The sequence below is a fragment of the Corynebacterium hiratae genome (assembly GCF_009708045.1).
In the GTDB taxonomy this organism is placed as follows: Bacteria; Actinomycetota; Actinomycetes; order Mycobacteriales; family Mycobacteriaceae; genus Corynebacterium; species Corynebacterium hiratae.
The window spans coordinates 35581-50478 of sequence record NZ_VIOG01000017.1; the positions used below are offsets into that span (position 1 = coordinate 35581).

The 14898-nt window shown below is 60.8% G+C and carries 14 protein-coding genes and 2 pseudogenes; 1 reads left to right on the forward strand and 15 read right to left on the reverse strand.

Annotated features, from left to right (window positions below; translation table 11 throughout):
* Positions 1 to 233: 233 nt before the first annotated feature.
* The 11 genes and pseudogenes from FME68_RS12165 to FME68_RS12215 all read right to left on the reverse strand — a co-directional run bounded on the left by FME68_RS12165 (position 234) and on the right by FME68_RS12215 (position 10738).
* Positions 234 to 824 (reverse strand): Maf family protein, encoded by a 591-nt coding sequence (locus FME68_RS12165; protein WP_158397712.1) that lies wholly within the window; start codon positions 822 to 824, stop codon positions 234 to 236.
* A 4-nt stretch (positions 825 to 828) separates the two neighbouring features.
* A complete protein-coding gene (locus FME68_RS12170) occupies positions 829 to 1023 on the reverse strand; it encodes an acyl-CoA carboxylase subunit epsilon (protein ID WP_046647024.1) in 195 nt (64 codons plus the stop codon).
* 9 nt (positions 1024 to 1032) lie between these two features.
* Positions 1033 to 2363, reverse strand: a pseudogene (locus tag FME68_RS12175) (carboxyl transferase domain-containing protein).
* Positions 2364 to 2422: 59 nt separating this feature from the next.
* Entirely contained in the window at positions 2423 to 4036 is a 1614-nt protein-coding gene (locus FME68_RS12180; RefSeq protein WP_046647022.1) for an acyl-CoA carboxylase subunit beta, read from the reverse strand.
* A 234-nt stretch (positions 4037 to 4270) separates the two neighbouring features.
* Positions 4271 to 4534, reverse strand: coding sequence for a hypothetical protein (locus FME68_RS12185; RefSeq protein WP_046647021.1), 264 nt, complete (start codon positions 4532 to 4534; stop codon positions 4271 to 4273).
* A gap of 161 nt (positions 4535 to 4695) precedes the next feature.
* Positions 4696 to 6198, reverse strand: coding sequence for a maltose alpha-D-glucosyltransferase (treS, locus tag FME68_RS12190; RefSeq protein WP_158397713.1), 1503 nt, complete (start codon positions 6196 to 6198; stop codon positions 4696 to 4698).
* Positions 6195 to 6380 carry a hypothetical protein gene (locus tag FME68_RS12195; protein ID WP_049156366.1) on the reverse strand — a complete coding sequence of 62 codons (186 nt, stop codon included), beginning with the start codon at positions 6378 to 6380 and terminating at the stop codon, positions 6195 to 6197. The genes treS and FME68_RS12195 overlap by 4 nt, the downstream gene beginning before the upstream one ends.
* Positions 6380 to 7201 (reverse strand): carbohydrate ABC transporter permease, encoded by an 822-nt coding sequence (locus tag FME68_RS12200; protein ID WP_049156365.1) that lies wholly within the window; start codon positions 7199 to 7201, stop codon positions 6380 to 6382. Before FME68_RS12200 ends, FME68_RS12195 begins: the two co-directional genes overlap by 1 nt.
* A complete protein-coding gene (locus tag FME68_RS12205) occupies positions 7198 to 8175 on the reverse strand; it encodes a carbohydrate ABC transporter permease (protein ID WP_070509492.1) in 978 nt (325 codons plus the stop codon). The genes FME68_RS12200 and FME68_RS12205 overlap by 4 nt, the downstream gene beginning before the upstream one ends.
* Before the next feature lie 165 nt (positions 8176 to 8340).
* Entirely contained in the window at positions 8341 to 9630 is a 1290-nt protein-coding gene (locus FME68_RS12210) for an ABC transporter substrate-binding protein (protein WP_071410192.1), read from the reverse strand.
* A 119-nt stretch (positions 9631 to 9749) separates the two neighbouring features.
* Positions 9750 to 10738, reverse strand: a pseudogene (locus FME68_RS12215) (ABC transporter ATP-binding protein).
* A gap of 71 nt (positions 10739 to 10809) precedes the next feature.
* Here FME68_RS12215 and FME68_RS12220 point away from each other — a divergent pair.
* Positions 10810 to 11715: a biotin--[acetyl-CoA-carboxylase] ligase gene (locus FME68_RS12220; RefSeq protein WP_158397714.1), complete on the forward strand. Its 906-nt coding sequence runs from the start codon at positions 10810 to 10812 to the stop codon at positions 11713 to 11715.
* Between the two features lie 42 nt (positions 11716 to 11757).
* Here FME68_RS12220 and rbsD read toward each other — a convergent pair whose 3' ends face one another.
* From rbsD to FME68_RS12240, 4 genes are read right to left on the reverse strand one after another with little or no spacing between them, the layout of a single operon-like run.
* Positions 11758 to 12132: a D-ribose pyranase gene (gene rbsD, locus FME68_RS12225; RefSeq protein WP_158397715.1), complete on the reverse strand. Its 375-nt coding sequence runs from the start codon at positions 12130 to 12132 to the stop codon at positions 11758 to 11760.
* Positions 12125 to 13033 carry a ribokinase gene (locus tag FME68_RS12230; RefSeq protein WP_049156354.1) on the reverse strand — a complete coding sequence of 303 codons (909 nt, stop codon included), beginning with the start codon at positions 13031 to 13033 and terminating at the stop codon, positions 12125 to 12127. Before FME68_RS12230 ends, rbsD begins: the two co-directional genes overlap by 8 nt.
* The gene (locus FME68_RS12235; RefSeq protein ID WP_046647013.1) at positions 13030 to 13944 is read right to left on the reverse strand and encodes a D-ribose ABC transporter substrate-binding protein; all 915 of its coding nucleotides are present in this window, start codon (positions 13942 to 13944) and stop codon (positions 13030 to 13032) included. The genes FME68_RS12230 and FME68_RS12235 overlap by 4 nt, the downstream gene beginning before the upstream one ends.
* A 10-nt stretch (positions 13945 to 13954) precedes the next feature.
* Positions 13955 to 14896 carry an ABC transporter permease gene (locus FME68_RS12240; protein WP_046647012.1) on the reverse strand — a complete coding sequence of 314 codons (942 nt, stop codon included), beginning with the start codon at positions 14894 to 14896 and terminating at the stop codon, positions 13955 to 13957.
* Positions 14897 to 14898 lie beyond the last annotated feature (2 nt).

Genomic DNA, 14898 nt, shown 5'->3' on the forward strand with positions numbered 1-14898 from the left:
AATTCTCTCGGCGGTGAAATATTGACCCGTCGAAAGCAGCGGTGTGTCAAATAGAAATTACTGATGCAGCAATGAGGACATGGTGTACTCCAAATTCCTTACTTAAGCTCTGTGCGAGTTCCTGAAGCGATTTAAAACCTGTAGATTGCAGGATCTAATTCCGCCTTCTCTCGCATGCAGTGAAATGTGAATCACATAATATCGGTGATTAAAAATCCAGTCAATAGGTTTGATTAAACCCAGAAGCCGGAAACGTTGAGCCCAAAGGAATACAGCGCGCGGCGCAGCACCGGCAGCGAAAGCCCGATGACGGAGGAAGGATCGCCCTCAATGCGGTCGATGAACCAGCCGCCGAGGGCTTCCAAGGTAAAGGCGCCGGCGCATTCCAGCGGCTCGCCGGTGCGGGCGTAGGCCTCGATATCGGCGTCCGAGGCCTGGGCAAAGTGCACCGTCGTGCGCGAGGCTTCAACGAAGCGCTCCTCGCCGTAGAGCACGCAGTGACCGGTGATGAGCTCCGCAGCGCGGCCGGCCTGCGCGTGCCAGCGCTCCACGGTGGCCTCGGGGGTGTGGGGTTTGCCTTGGAGGGAGCCGTCGAGAAGCAGCATAGAATCCCCACCCACCACGACGTCCTCGGGATAGTCGGCAGCAATGGCCTCCGCCTTCGCGGCAGCCAAGGCGCAGACGATCTCGGCGGGATCAGCACCCGCCAGGCGCTCCTCGATGGCCCGCTCGTCCACGTGGGCCGGGGCGATGACGGGTTCCACGCCCGCACCCCGCAGGATGGACAGGCGGGAGGGGGACTGGGAAGCCAGTACCAGGCGCATGCGCTTAGTAGTAGCGGACGTTGCGGAAGGCGGACGGGTTGAATACGTCACCCGGCTGTCCCCACAGGTCGCGCTCAGAGCGGGTATCGGCGGCCTTGGCGCGCGCCTCAGAGTCGAGCTGGCTGAGCACCGTGGACAGGGCCGCCACCTCAGCGTCGGTGGGGTTGCCGCGCAGAACGGTAAACAGGGAAGCGGTCATTGGACACCTCTACAAAACGATATTGCCGTGCTTCTTCGGCAGGGTCGGAATAATCTTGCGATCCAGCAGACGCAGGCCCTCAATGAGGGAGCCACGCGTGCTGCCGGGGTAATAACGGAATCGACGAGACCGCGCTCAGCGGCCTGGTACGGGGTCAGGTAGGCGGCGGCCTCCTCCTCGCTCAGCTCCAGCTCGGAGGCCAGTGCGGGGGCATCGGCCACGGCGATCTCGGCCGTCGGCCATGCATAGGACAGATCCGCGCCGAGCTCCTTGGAGCCGAAGGCGATGTATCCGGTACCGTGCGCGCGGCGGACGATGACGCTGATCTTGCCCACGCTCGCCGCGGAGTAGGCGTGCACCAGCTTGGCCAGCGCCGCCTTCTCCACGTCCAGTGCCGGAGTATCGACGAACTCGATGATGGGAGTATTGAAGGCATCGCACAGTCGGATGAAACGCGCGGCCTTAGCGGCGGCTGCGGCATCGAGGGTGTCGCGGTTAGCGATGATGCCCACCGTGCGTCCCTCGACGCGACCGAAGCCGGTGAAGACACCGCGCACCTGGGCGCCGAGCTCAAAGACATCCTCACAGGTGGTGGTGACCACGTCGGCGAGATCGACGGCGCCGTCATCGCCCACGAGGGTATCGAGGACATGGTCGGCGTCGGTGATGTTCTCCTCCACCGAACCCGACACGATGGTGGCCTCGGTGCGGGGAGCTGCGGCACGGTTATTCGAGGGCAGGTAGGAGAGCACGCGCTTGGCGACGCTCACCTCGTGCTCCCCGTCCGCCTGCAGGTCACCGTCCGGAGCGATGACGACATCGGACAACGCAGCCACGAGCGAGGCCTCCTTCGAGTCCGCGTAGACCGCCGTGATCTGCGGGATGAGGCCAGAGGCGGTGGTGGCGCGGGCAAGGATGCGGGCCTGCATGGCGGAGGAGACGATGCCTTCCTGGGCGCGGGGCTTGTCGCTGGCGACGAGCGCGACGATGGGCACACCGGTCTTAATGGCGAGGTCGTAGAGCTTGGTGACCTTTTCGCCGTAGACCTCGCCCATGGTGCCGTCGAACAGCGAGGCGTCCTGCGCATAAGCGCAGACCTTGCGGCCGTCCACGGTGCCGAAACCGGTGACGACACCGTCGGTGTAGGGACGAACGTGCTCGCGGCCGAACTCGGTGGAGCGGTGGCGAGCAAGCGCGTCGGTCTCTACGAAGGATCCGGCATCGAAGAGCGCCTCGATGGCGCTGCGAGCCGCAGGGACCTCTCCCTGCGGCGCACGGGACTCGGTGAGCTTGGCGCTGAGGTCCTCGATCTTGCCAGCGGTCGTCTTCAAGTCAGTCATGGGACACTAGTGTAATACAGTGCGTCTTCTGTACTAATCTGTGCCGATCCGAGTGCGCGTTAGAGCGGGATGTTGCCGTGCTTACGCGCCGGGCGCGCGACGTTCTTGTCGGCGAAGAAGCGCAAGTTTTTGGCGATTGCACTGCGGGTTTCGGAGGGGAGAATGACGGCGTCGATAAGCCCGCGCTCCGCTGCCTTATACGGGTTGAGCATGTGGTCTTCATACTCGCGCTCGAAGGACTTGGTCAGCTCAGCCACGTCGAGGCCCTTTTCGTGGGCTGCCTTGATCTCCTTGCGGTAGATGAAGCCGACGGCGCCGGCCGCGCCCATGACGGCGATCTGGGCGGTGGGCCACGCCAGGTTGACGTCCGCGCCGAGGCCCTTGGAACCCATCACGCAGTAGGCGCCACCGTAGGCCTTGCGCAGGGTGACGGTGATCTTCGGAACCGTGGCTTCAGCGTAGGCGTAGAGAAGCTTGGCGCCGCGGCGCAGGATGCCATCGTGTTCCTGATCGGCGCCGGGGAGGAAGCCGGGAACGTCGACCAGCATGATGATCGGGATGTTAAAGGCATCGCAGGTGCGCACGAAGCGGGCGGCCTTCTCGGAGGAATCAATGTCGAGGCAGCCGGCGAAAACCTGCGGTTGGTTAGCCACAAAACCCACGGTCTGGCCCTCGATGCGGCCGAAGGCGGTCACCACGTTATCGGCGCGATCAGCCTGGATCTCCAGGTAATCGCCGTCATCGGTGAGGGTTTCGATGACTTCCTTGACGTCATAGGGCTGGTTCGGGGAGTCCGGGATGATTTCATCCAGTAGGAGGTCATTGGCAGTCTCTTCGCCCAGCTCCTCGTAGGGCTCAGCCGGGGTCAGCTGGCGGTTATTGGAAGGCAGGTAGGTCAGCAGGTCGTGGACCCAATCCAGTGCTTCCTCGTCGCTAGAAGCGGTGTAGTGCGAGGTGCCCGACTTGTGCATGTGGACTCCGGCGCCGCCGAGTTCCTCTTGGGAGATCTCCTCGCCGGTGACGGTCTTGATGACGTCGGGCCCGGTGACGAACATCTTGGACTTCTCATCCACCATCACGACGAAGTCGGTCAGCGCAGGGGAGTAAGCGTTGCCGCCGGCGCAGGCGCCCATGATGACGGAGATCTGCGGGACGACGCCGGAGGCCTTGACGTTTTGGTAGAAGGTCTTGGCAATCCAGTCCAGGGAGACGGCACCGTCCTGGATGCGGGCGCCGGCGCCTTCGTACAGGCCGATGAGTGGACGGCCGGTGGTGATGGACAGCTCCATGATCTTGATCATCTTCTCGCCGTAGACCTCGCCGAGGGCTCCGCCGAAGACGGTTCCGTCCTGGGAGAAGATGCAGACCTCGCGGCCGTCGATGGTGCCCCAGCCGGTGACGATGCCGTCAGTGACCGGGCGCTTCTTGCCCATACCGAAGTCCGTGGTGCGGTGCACGGCGAGCATGTCAGTCTCGACGAAGGAACCTTCATCGAGGAGGTAGTCCAAGCGATCCCGGGCGGTGAGGCGGCCCTGGGCGCGGACTTTTTCGTGGGCCTGTTCGCCCATGGGCTGCGCCGCTGCTTCGCGACGCCTCTTCAGTTCAGCGATCTTGCCTGCGGTGGTGTCGGCGCTCAGGGAGTCAAGCTCCGACAAATGTGAGGAAATAGTCATGTTTCGACAGTGTAGAGAAGTTTTGTATAGGAATGTATAGCGGCACGCGGGTGATTTCTCTCACAGTTCACGTTTGTGCAGGTGAATGGCGGTGTAAAAGGTGAGGGAATCCTCGCAATCGGCGCGTCGGGTGCATGTGGGTCAGTGTAGTGGGTGTGTAGTGAGGGGTGTCGAAGGGTGACTCAATGAAAAAGCCTCGCCCTGTAAAAGGGGCGAGGCTTAGGTTGTGTGGTTTTATTCGGGGGTGTCTGCCAGCCAGCCGAGGCTGTAGAGGAAGAGTTCGGCATCTACGAGATCCTCTTCCTTGGGGAAGGTTCCCGTAAGCGTGGCGTAGGACTCTTCGATGTCCGTGTGGGTGGCTGGGATGAGACCGTGCTTGAGCAGATCTTCAGCGATGTGCGACACCAGTGGCGCCGGGTGCACCGTGTCAAGGTTGATTCCGGTGGCACTCTTGAATTCGTTAGTGATGGCGGAAAGGAATCCGGTCAGGGTATTCATTTGGCTCACCTCTCTATTTCTTGTCGTAATGATGCGGCTGTCCGCATCATGGGGTTGAACCAACTATATAGGTAAAATTCTCCAAAAGCTAGCTTTCGTTCACGGCGAGTTAACTTTTAGTTAACCTGGCGGGAAATGTGACGTGAGTTACGAAGTGTCCTTTAGGCCTCTACAGGCAGCCAAGCGTAGCCATAGGGGCCCAGCTCCACAGGGCCTAAGTCGACGGTCTGATCCGTGAAGTTGTGCAGGCACAACAACTCACCGCGCTGGAATCCCAGCACGCCCGCATAGCCGGTCTCTACGGCCTCAAAGGGCGCGGTACCGAGCTCCGGATGCGCTTTACGCTGCTGGATCAGGCCGCGGAGGCGGTGGAGGAGCGAGTCATCGTCGGCAAGCTGCTCCTCTACCGAAACCCCTACGCCGCCGACGATGGGCCGGCGCGGGTGAGCGGACGTAGTGAAACCTGCGCCCTCGCCCGGTTCCCACTGCATGGGCGTGCGCACAGCATCGCGGTCAGGCAGCTCGGGGGCATCGTTCATCCCAATCTCATCGCCGTAGTACAGGAAGGGGGCGCCCGGCAGGGTCATGAGTAGTGAATAAAAAAGCTCAATCTTGCGGTAATCATTGCCCAACAGCGGGGCGAGGCGCCGCGCGATGCCTACGTGGGCGCGCATCTGATCATCGGGCAGGTAGTGCTCGTACATGATCGCGCGCTGGTCCGCGTTGACCATCTCTAGGGTCAGCTCGTCGTGGTTGCGCAGGAAGGTTCCCCACTGGCAGCCTTCGGGCAGTTCCGGAAGCTCCGCCATGATGTCGTAGACCGGTGTGGCATCACCCAGCGCCAGCGCCTGGTAAAGCCGCGGCATCACTGGGAAGTTGAAGACCATGTGGAAGCGGTTGCCCGTGCCGTAGAACTCCATGGTTTCCGCCGGTGGCTGGTTGGCCTCCGCGATCATGATGGCCTCGGGGTAGTTCTCGTTGATAAAGGCGCGGACTTTCTCCACAAATTCGACCGTCTCCGGCAGAGACTCGCCGCCCAGTCCATCGCGTTCGTAGAGGTAGGCGATGGCATCGAGGCGGAAGCCGTCCACACCCTTATCCAGCCAGAAGGAAAGAATCTTGAACACTTCTTCGTGGACCTTCGGGTTGTCGTAGTTCAGGTCCGGCTGGTGCGAGTAGAAGCGGTGGAAATAGTACTGCTTGCGCTCTGGGTCCCAGGCCCAATTCGAGGTCTCCGTATCGGTGAAGATGATGCGGATCTCCGGGTAGCGCAGCGGATCGTCGCCCCACACGTAGTAGTCGCCGTAAGGACCCTCCGGGTCGGTGCGCGAGGCTTGGAACCACGGGTGATCGGTAGAGGTGTGGTTGAACGCGAGATCCGTCATGAGGCGCATGCCGCGCGCGTGGAGCTCGGCGACGAGCTCGTCGAAGTCCTCCATCGTGCCGTAGTCAGGGTGGATGGAGTAGTAATCGGCGATGTCATAGCCGTCATCGCGCAGCGGGGAAGCATAGAACGGGGAAAGCCACAGGCAGTCAACGCCAAGCCACTTGAGGTAGTCAAGCTTCTCAATAATCCCGCGCAGCGTGCCCACGCCTTCGCCGGTGGTGTCCTTGTACGAGCCCACGAGGGCCTGGTAGAAAATGGCGTTGTCGTGCCAGCTCATCGGAGATCCTTCCGTTTAGCCCGCCACAGCAGATACTCCGCCAGGCACAGCGCGCCCGCGAGGAGCCCCGGCCAGATGGCGGGGGAGGGGTGAAAAAGATTGAGAACTGCCTGCACCAGCGCCAGGAAGGCGAAGAAGCCAACGAATCCCAGCGCGGTGTCCCACAGCAGTGCGCGGCGCATTAGGCCTTAACACCTCCGGCGGTGAGGCCGGCGACGATGCGGTGCTGGAAGATGAGCACCATGATGATCAGCGGAACAGTCACCAGCGCGCCCGCAGCCATGGTGGCGGCGTAGGGGTACTCGAAGGCTGAGGGGCCGGAGAAGCGCGCGATGGCCACGGTCACCGGCTCGGTAGCGGTGGTGGAGAGCTGCTTAGCCAGCATGAACTCGTTCCACGTCGTGATGAAGGCGATGATAGCCGTGGTAAATAGCGCCGGCGCAGCCAAGGGCAGGAGCACCAGGCGGAAGGCCTGACCGCGGGAGGCACCGTCCACGCGAGCGGCCTCCTCCAATTCCCAGGGCAGCTGGCGGAAGAAGCTCAGCAGCGTGTAGACCGTCAGGGGCAGCGCGAAGGAGATATTCGGGATGATCATCGCGCGGTAGGTACCGATCCATTCGAGGTTGCCGAAAAGCTGGAACAGCGGGGTCACCAGCGCGATGGCCGGGAACATCGAGGCGGCCAGAATGATGCCGGTGACAACGCCCTTACCTGGGAAGTCATAGCGCGCCAAGGCATAGGCGGTAAACACGCCGATGAGGACCGCCACCGCGGTCGTGGCCAGGGAGATGAGCAAAGAGTTCCCCAGGGCGTTGAGAAAGTCATTGCCCTTGTCCGTGGCTAATGCATCCCGGAAATTATCGAGGGTCACATGCGTGGGCCACGGGGTGGTGTCGAAGGTATGGGACTTGTGCCGCAGGGCGGTGACGACCATCCAATAGAAGGGCGCTAGCCCCCAGAACATGATGAAGAGGATGCCTAGGTAATGGCCGATCTTTTTCATGACTTCTTCTCCTTCTTCTGGCGGGCAGTACCGGAGACATCAGCGCCGAGGAAGCGCACCAGGATGAACGCGACGGTGAAGATAAGCAGGAAGATGAGCGTGGACAGTGCGGAGGCCGAGTTGAAGTGGCCCTGGCGCATGTCCTCCACGACGAGCTGGGAAATGGTCGCTGTCGGGGAGTTGGAGGAGGCCGAGATCATGATGACCGGCAGGTCGTACATGCGCAGTGCATCCAGCGTGCGGAAGAGGATCGCCACCATGAGTGCCGGGCGTACCAGCGGCAGGGTGATGGTGAAGAAGGTTTGGATGCGCGAAGCGCCGTCCACGCGGGCGGCGTCGTAGACATCGCGCGGAATCATCTGCAAACCAGCCAAAATGAGCAACGCCATGAAGGGGGCGGTCTTCCACACATCGGCGATAATCACCGCGAGGCGGGCATAAAACGGGTCTGTGGTCCACGCGATGCGCGTGCCGACGAGCGCGTTGACGATGCCATCCGGCGCGAACATGAACTGCCACAGCTTCGCGGTGACTGCGGTGGGAATGGCCCAGGGGACCAGCACCGCCGCGCGCACGAGGCCGCGACCGCGGTACTCGCCGTTCATCACCAGCGCCATGAACATGCCCAGGATGGTCTCCAGGGCAACCGTGACCACGGTGAAAAAGAGAGTGATCTTCACAGCCGGCCAGAAATCGGTGGCGATGACACCATCAGGGCACGCGGTGGCCTGGCCAGTGGCTGACATGCAGCGATTGGTAATCCAGTACAGGTAGTTCTCAAGGCCGGCGAAGGAGCCTTCCTCGAACACTCCCGTGGTGGGGTTAAGCCGTTTGTTGCCCTGGAAGGACAACATCACAGCGCGCACAATGGGGTAGCCGATGACCACAGCCAGCGCTATCAGCGCCGGTGCGATGAGCGCGGCCACACGCAGGTACTGTCTGCGGGGCTGCACGGTAGGCGGTGCTCCAGCCATGCGGTGCCTGCCTTTCTAATTCATAGGGGGAGAAGGGGGTTAACGGGGGTTGGGGAAATCATAGCGGGTAGCCCGGACTTCCTCTGGGCGAAAAGAGCCCGGATCGCAGAAGGAGGCGCGGGCAAGTCACGTGGACTTACTCGCGCCCCCATGCACGCTGGGAAATTAACCCTGCGAAGCGGCTTCGATGGCTGCCTTCATATCCTTCGTGGCGTCATCGACGGACTTGCCTGCGGTGAGCGCCGCGTAGGCGTTATCCTGAACCGCCTTGGAGATGGCGGTGTAGAACGGGGAGACCGGACGCGGTGCGGCGTTCTCCAGGGATTCCTTCAGAGCCGGCAGGTACGGGAACTCTTCGACGAGGGAGTCATCGTCGTAGATGGAAGCCAGCACAGGCGGGAAGGAAGCCTCGGCGAAGGACTTCTGGTTCTCCTCGTTGATGATGAACTTCATGAAGTCCAGGGCCGTAGCCTTGTGCTCGGAGTTGATGTTGATGCCGTTGTTGTAGCCGCCGAGGGTGGAGACACCGACGCCGTCCTTGCCCACCAGCGGCTGGACCTCAAACTTCACGCCAGCCTCTTCGGCGTTGGTGTACATGTACGGCCAGTTGATGGCAAAAGCGGTCTTGCCCTCAGTGAAAGCGAGGTTGGTCTCTTCCTCCGTTGTGGCGGTGGAGTCCTTGGAGATGGTGCCGTCCTCGTAGGCGTCGACAAGCGCCTGCAGGCCTTCCTTCGCCTCGTCCGAGTCAACGGCGACGTTGCCCTGGTCGTCCAGGATGGAGCCGCCCCAGCCCTCGATGAAGCCGGCGGTGTTGACGGTGAGGCCCTCGTACTGCTTGAGCTGAGTGGTCAGGCAGGAAGCATCATCCTTGATGGCCTCGCAGGCAGAAGCGATGTCGTCGAACTTCTCCGGAGCCTTGTCCGCCAACTCGGTGTTGCGGAAGAGCAGCTGGCCGTTGGTGTTCTGTGGCAGCGCGTAGAGGGTGTCGTTGTAGGTGGCGGATTCTACGGTGGGCTCCAGCAGTCCGGAGGTATCCACCTCGAGGTCACCGGTCAACGGTGCCAGCCACTGGTTAGCGGCGAAGTCCGCGGTCCAGACCACGTCCAGCGCCATGACATCGTAGTCAGAGTTGCCCGCCTGCAGGGACTGCACGAGGGTCTCGCGCTGTGCGTCGGCCTCGCCGGCGAGCTCCTTGAGCTCGACCTTCTCATCTGGGTGCTCGGCGTTCCATGCCTCGATGATGGGCGTGATCTTGTCGGTATCGTTCTTGCCCATGGCAAAGGTGATGGGGCCGCGGCCGTCACCATCGGTCGAGGAGGCATCGGAGCCAGCGCTTGATGACGATCCCTCGTCGCTCGACGAGCAACCCGCCAAGGTCAGAGCAAGGGCAGCGGTGGTAACGACTACGCCGCGGCGGACAGAGCGCAGCGAGCTAGGGAGAAACGGCTTCTTCATGGAGTATTCACCTTTCGGAAAACTTCTGGTGACTTCAAAATAGGGGATCACCCCCACAGTGCACGTGCTTTTGACGTTTAATTCACTCAAAATGGGGGTAAAACTACCCCTGATTCTTCTTAAACCTCGATGCGCTGTCCGGTTTCCGGATCAAAGCGGTGCGCCTCCCGGGGGTTGAAGGTGAGGACGACGTTGTCCCCGCGCTGTGGAACGTTATCGCTCGCGCGGGCAACGAAGCGCTGCTCACCCACCATGACGTAGACGAAGGACTCGGAGCCCAGCTCCTCCACGAACTCCACCGTGCCTTGGAAGCCCACCGGTCCCTTGTTGATGAACATCTTCTCTGGGCGAACGCCTACGCGGCCGCCGTTGTAGTCGAAGATGTTCATCGCGGGGGAGCCAATGAAGCCGGCGACGAATTCGTTAGAGGGGGAGTCGTACAGCTCGCGCGGCGGTGCAACCTGCTGCAGGACACCGTCCTTGAGCACGGCGACGCGGTCTCCCATGGTCATGGCCTCCACTTGGTCGTGGGTGACGTAGACGGTGGTGGTGCCGAGGCGCTGCTGGAGGCTGGCCAGCTCCGCACGGGTTTGCACGCGCAGCTTGGCATCCAGGTTAGATAGCGGCTCATCCATGAGGAATGCCTTGGGCTCGCGCACGATGGCGCGGCCCATGGCGACGCGCTGGCGCTGGCCACCGGATAGATCCTTCGGCTTACGCTCCAGGTACTCCGTTAACCCTAGAGTCTTCGCGGCTTCCTCTACCTTGGCTTTGATTTCAGCCTTGGGCATCTTGGCCAGCTTGAGGGCGAAGCCCATGTTCTGGGCCACGGTGAGGTGCGGGTAGAGGGCGTAGTTCTGGAAGACCATGGCGATATCGCGCTCGCCGGCTCGAGCCCCGTGACGTCTTTGCCATCGATGAGGATGCGGCCGCTGGAGACCGGTTCAAGTCCTGCGAGGGCGCGCAGGGTAGTGGACTTACCGCAGCCGGACGGGCCGACGAGGACTAGAAACTCGCCATCCGCGATCTCGAGATTGAGGTCTTTGACCGTGGGGTTCTCGGCGCGGGGATAGGTGATGCCGACGTTCTCAAAAGTGACCTTTGCCATGCACATACACTAGCACTCGCTGCGGACACAGTGCGCGTGGTCGAGTACTAACGGCGGGTAGGGTTGGCAGTATGACAGCTCTAAATCTTGACCGCATCCGCGAAGCTCTCGACGGTGATTTTTCCGTCATCGATTACACCGAGTCCACTGGCTCGACCAACACCGATCTCATGGAGGCGGAGAAGGTTGCCGATGGCACCGTGCTGCTCGCCAACGAGCAGGTATCCGGCAAAGGCCGCTTGGGCCGTCAGTGGGTGAGCCCGGCTGGATCCCAGCTCATTTTCTCCGTGCTCATCCTTCCGGATTCGCTCGATCACTTGGGCACCCTGCCACTAGCCGCAGGTTTGGCCGTGACTGATACCGTGGAGGGAGCGGTACTCAAGTGGCCGAACGACGTGCAGATCGACGGCAAGAAGCTCTGCGGCATCCTCGCGGAGGCCGGTCCGGTGGGTGAGGCCTTCAAGTCTGCTCCGAAGACGGAGGTCTCCAAGACAGAAGTCAACAAGGCAGAGATCAATAAGGCTGAAATAAACAAAGCGGAGATCAACAAGGCTGAAATCAACAAGGCTGAAGTGAATAAGGCCGAAATCGCCCCGAAGACCGAGGCCGCTAATCCGCCCTCAGCCCGCGTGGTCGTGGGCATGGGCATCAACGTGACGTTGACGAGGGAGGAACTGCCCATCGAGGCAGCAACCTCCCTCGCGCTCGAGGGGCTTGATACCGACCGCACCGAGCTCGCCATCACCGTGCTGAAGAACCTGCGCCACCGCATCACCCAATGGGAGCAGCAGGATCCGCGGCTCATGGCTGATTACCGCAAGGTTTGTTCTTCGATTGGTCAGGAAGTCCGCCTCGAAGCGCCGACGGGCGATGTGACCGGCATTGTTGAGGGCGTGGCGGACGACGGCCGCATCAACGTCGGCGGTGAGTACTACTCCGCGGGTGATGTCATCCACCTGCGCCCAGCTGGTCAGTAGCGAGTTGGGAGTGCGTGCTTTTTGGAAGGATCGAAAGGTGTTTTAAAAGGGCACGCCGGAACGGAAGATGACGTTGGAAAACGGCGTTGTTGACCCAGTGCGCACCACGAAAGAGGCGTCGGCGACTTGACGTTTGAGCTCCTCGTGCGCGACTTCCGTAAGTGGGATGCTGGGAAGCAGCGTCCGAACCTCTGGCGGAGTGGAATCCGCAATCGTGGCTGCCTCTACTACTACTTCGGCGAGTAACGCGGAAAGCGTATCGCCGAAGGAAGGGATGCCAAAGGTTAACGTCAAATCAATAACTGTCACATCCTGCGGTATGGGAAGCCCGCAATCCGCGATAACGAAAGTATCGGTGTGCCCAAGGCGCGCAACGGCGCTGCCGAGTGCAGGGTTGAGGATTCCAGATTTACGCATTGTCCACCTCCGGTAAGCGTGAAGAAGTAGTTGGGTAAGAAGGCTGTGCTCCATTGCCGGTTGTAGCGAAAGCTCCGACGCGGGCAGCGAATGAGGCCGCATCGATGAGTGAGTCGCCCTGCAAGAGTCGGGAGCACAACGCGCCGGCGAAGGCGTCGCCAGCACCGGTGGTATCTATGGTGGTCACGCGTGGGGTAGGTATATCCGTGCCGCCTTCTGGGGTGGCTACGTACGCTCCACGCGCGCCAAGGGTTAAGACTACGGAGCGGAAGCCAGCCTCAATAAGTCGGTGAGCAAGCTCGTGAGGGGTGCCATCGGAGGGAAGACCGAGCTGCTCCAAAATGAGACCAGCCTCGTGCTCATTGGCAAGAAGCGGATTGGCTTGCAGCAGGCTTTCACGGTCGACTTGGACAACAGGGGCGAGGTTAACCACGACGCGTCCATTGCTGTGTTCTACTGCGGCTTGAAAACCGGAAGCAGGGATTTCACCTTGTAGGAGAACAATGTCGGCATCGGCGATGGTGGAGGCGCGAGCGGCGACAAAATCTGAGTCGACTTGAGCGTTAGCGCCGGGGGAAATGACGATGGTGTTCTCGCCGTCGGCGGAAACAGTGATGACAGCGAGGCCAGTATTGGTGTCTACCTGCTCTACTGCACTGAGATCGATACCCGAAGTCCGCATGTAATGCATAGCGGGTTCCGCATAGGGATCAGACCCTACGGCACCAACGAAAGCGACATGCGCACCAAGTTGGGCCGCGGCCACTGCCTGGTTTGCGCCCTTGCCCCCGGCTAGGATTTCACCGCCAGAACCCAGCAGGGTCTCTCCGGGCTGAGGGTGGCGCTCGGCGTGGACGATGAGATCGGCATTGATAGAACCGACGACAGTTAACTTGCTCATTGGAATTCCTCTACGTTGTCGCGGGTAACGGTGATGACTTCTACGGGGACAGATTTCTGTGCCTTTTCACCATGCAGGAGTTGTGCGGCTTGCTCGATGGCGCGGGCACCGAGCTCGGCTGGTTGCTGAGCGATAGTAGCTTCCAGCTTGCCGTCCTTGACAGCCTTAAGTCCGTCGAAAGTACCGTCAAAGGCCACGATCTTGACCTCGGAACCAGCGCGCGATCCCAGGGCTTCGACGGCGCCAAGGGCCATTTCATCGTTCTCCGCAAAGATGGCCTTGATGTTCGGGTTGGCTTGCAAAAGGTTGGTGGCTACATTGAGCCCCTCTGTACGATCAAAATTTGCCGACTGTTTAGCAACGACCTTGATGCCCGGGTACTTGGCAATCTGTGACTCGAAGCCCTTGCCACGTTCGCGCGAGGCCGACGTACCTGCGGTGCCCTGCAGGATGAGGATGTCACCTTCCTCGCCGATGGATTTGGCCAGTTGATCTGCTGCTTGGGCACCGCCGGCGACATTGTCGGAGGCAACCATGGAATCCAAATCTACGCCGTTAACGTCGCGGTCTACACCGACCACAGGGACACCATTGTTCTTGATTCCGCGTACTGCCGGAGCTACAGCATCGGAGTCTGTGGGGTTAACAACCACCACTTTCGCGCCCATCGACGTAGCGTTGCCGAGTTGATTGACTTGCTGAGCAGGATCATCCGAGGCGTCTTGGATATCGAGGGGGACTCCGAGTTCTTTGGCCTTGTCCTGTGCGCCATGGCGTAGCTCAACGAAGAAGGGGTTTGTCTGGGTTGATAGCGCAAGAGTTATGCGCTGACGGTCTTCCTCAGAGCGGTTGCATGAGACCAAACCCAATGCGAGAACGGCAACGAGAACTGCAGAAATGATCTTTTTCATCAGGCGCTCCTTAGTTAGCCGTCTTATTGCGGAAGACGTCGAAGCCCACGGCCAACGCGATGACTAAACCGATGACGATTTGCTGCCAGAAGGAGGAAACATTGAGGAGGTTGAGGCCGTTTCGGATGACAGCCAGCAAAATAGCGCCAACCAGAGTCCCCGTTGCTTTGCCTTGTCCACCAGACAGCGAGGCACCACCGATGACGACTGCGGCGATGGCATCCAGCTCGTAACCGGTGCCTGCTTGCGGTTGCGCAGATTCGAGTCGGCCCGCCATAACCATGCCTGCCCACGCTGCGAAGAACCCAGAAAGCGCGAAAACTGCGATCTGGATGCGCTTGACTGGGAGACCGGAGAGGCGAGCTGCTTCGAGATTTCCTCCGATCGCGTACATGGAACGGCCGAGCACAGTGCGCTCGAGGATGAACCAACAGAGGAGCCCAGCAATCACCATCATGATGATGGGCACTGGGAGGCCGGCTACGTCGCTGCCAAAGAAGTTGACCGAAGGCGCGGTCTCAATGGGAGAGCCTTGCGAGATGACGAGGGTTAGGCCACGCGCAATAGACATCATTGCCAGTGTTGCAATGAAGGAGGGAATCTTTCCCCACGCAGTGGCCATTCCACAGATAGCGCCCGCCAAGGCACCCACACCGAGACCAATGAGGAGAGTCAGCCAGCCCGGAAGCCCAGCAGTGGAGAACATATAGGCCGACACCATTGCGCCAAGTGCGGCTACAGAACCGACAGAAAGGTCGATTCCCGCGGTAACAATGACGAAGGTCATGCCGAAAGCCAGAATGGCCACGGTAGCTGCCTGGATGCCTACATTAAGTAGATTCGTTACGGTTAAAAAATACGGGGTGGCGATGAAAAGCGCTATGCACAGCGCGATGAGGCCGACGAGAGCGCCATTGTTCAGAGCCCAGTTGGTTACACGATTCTTGGTCATAA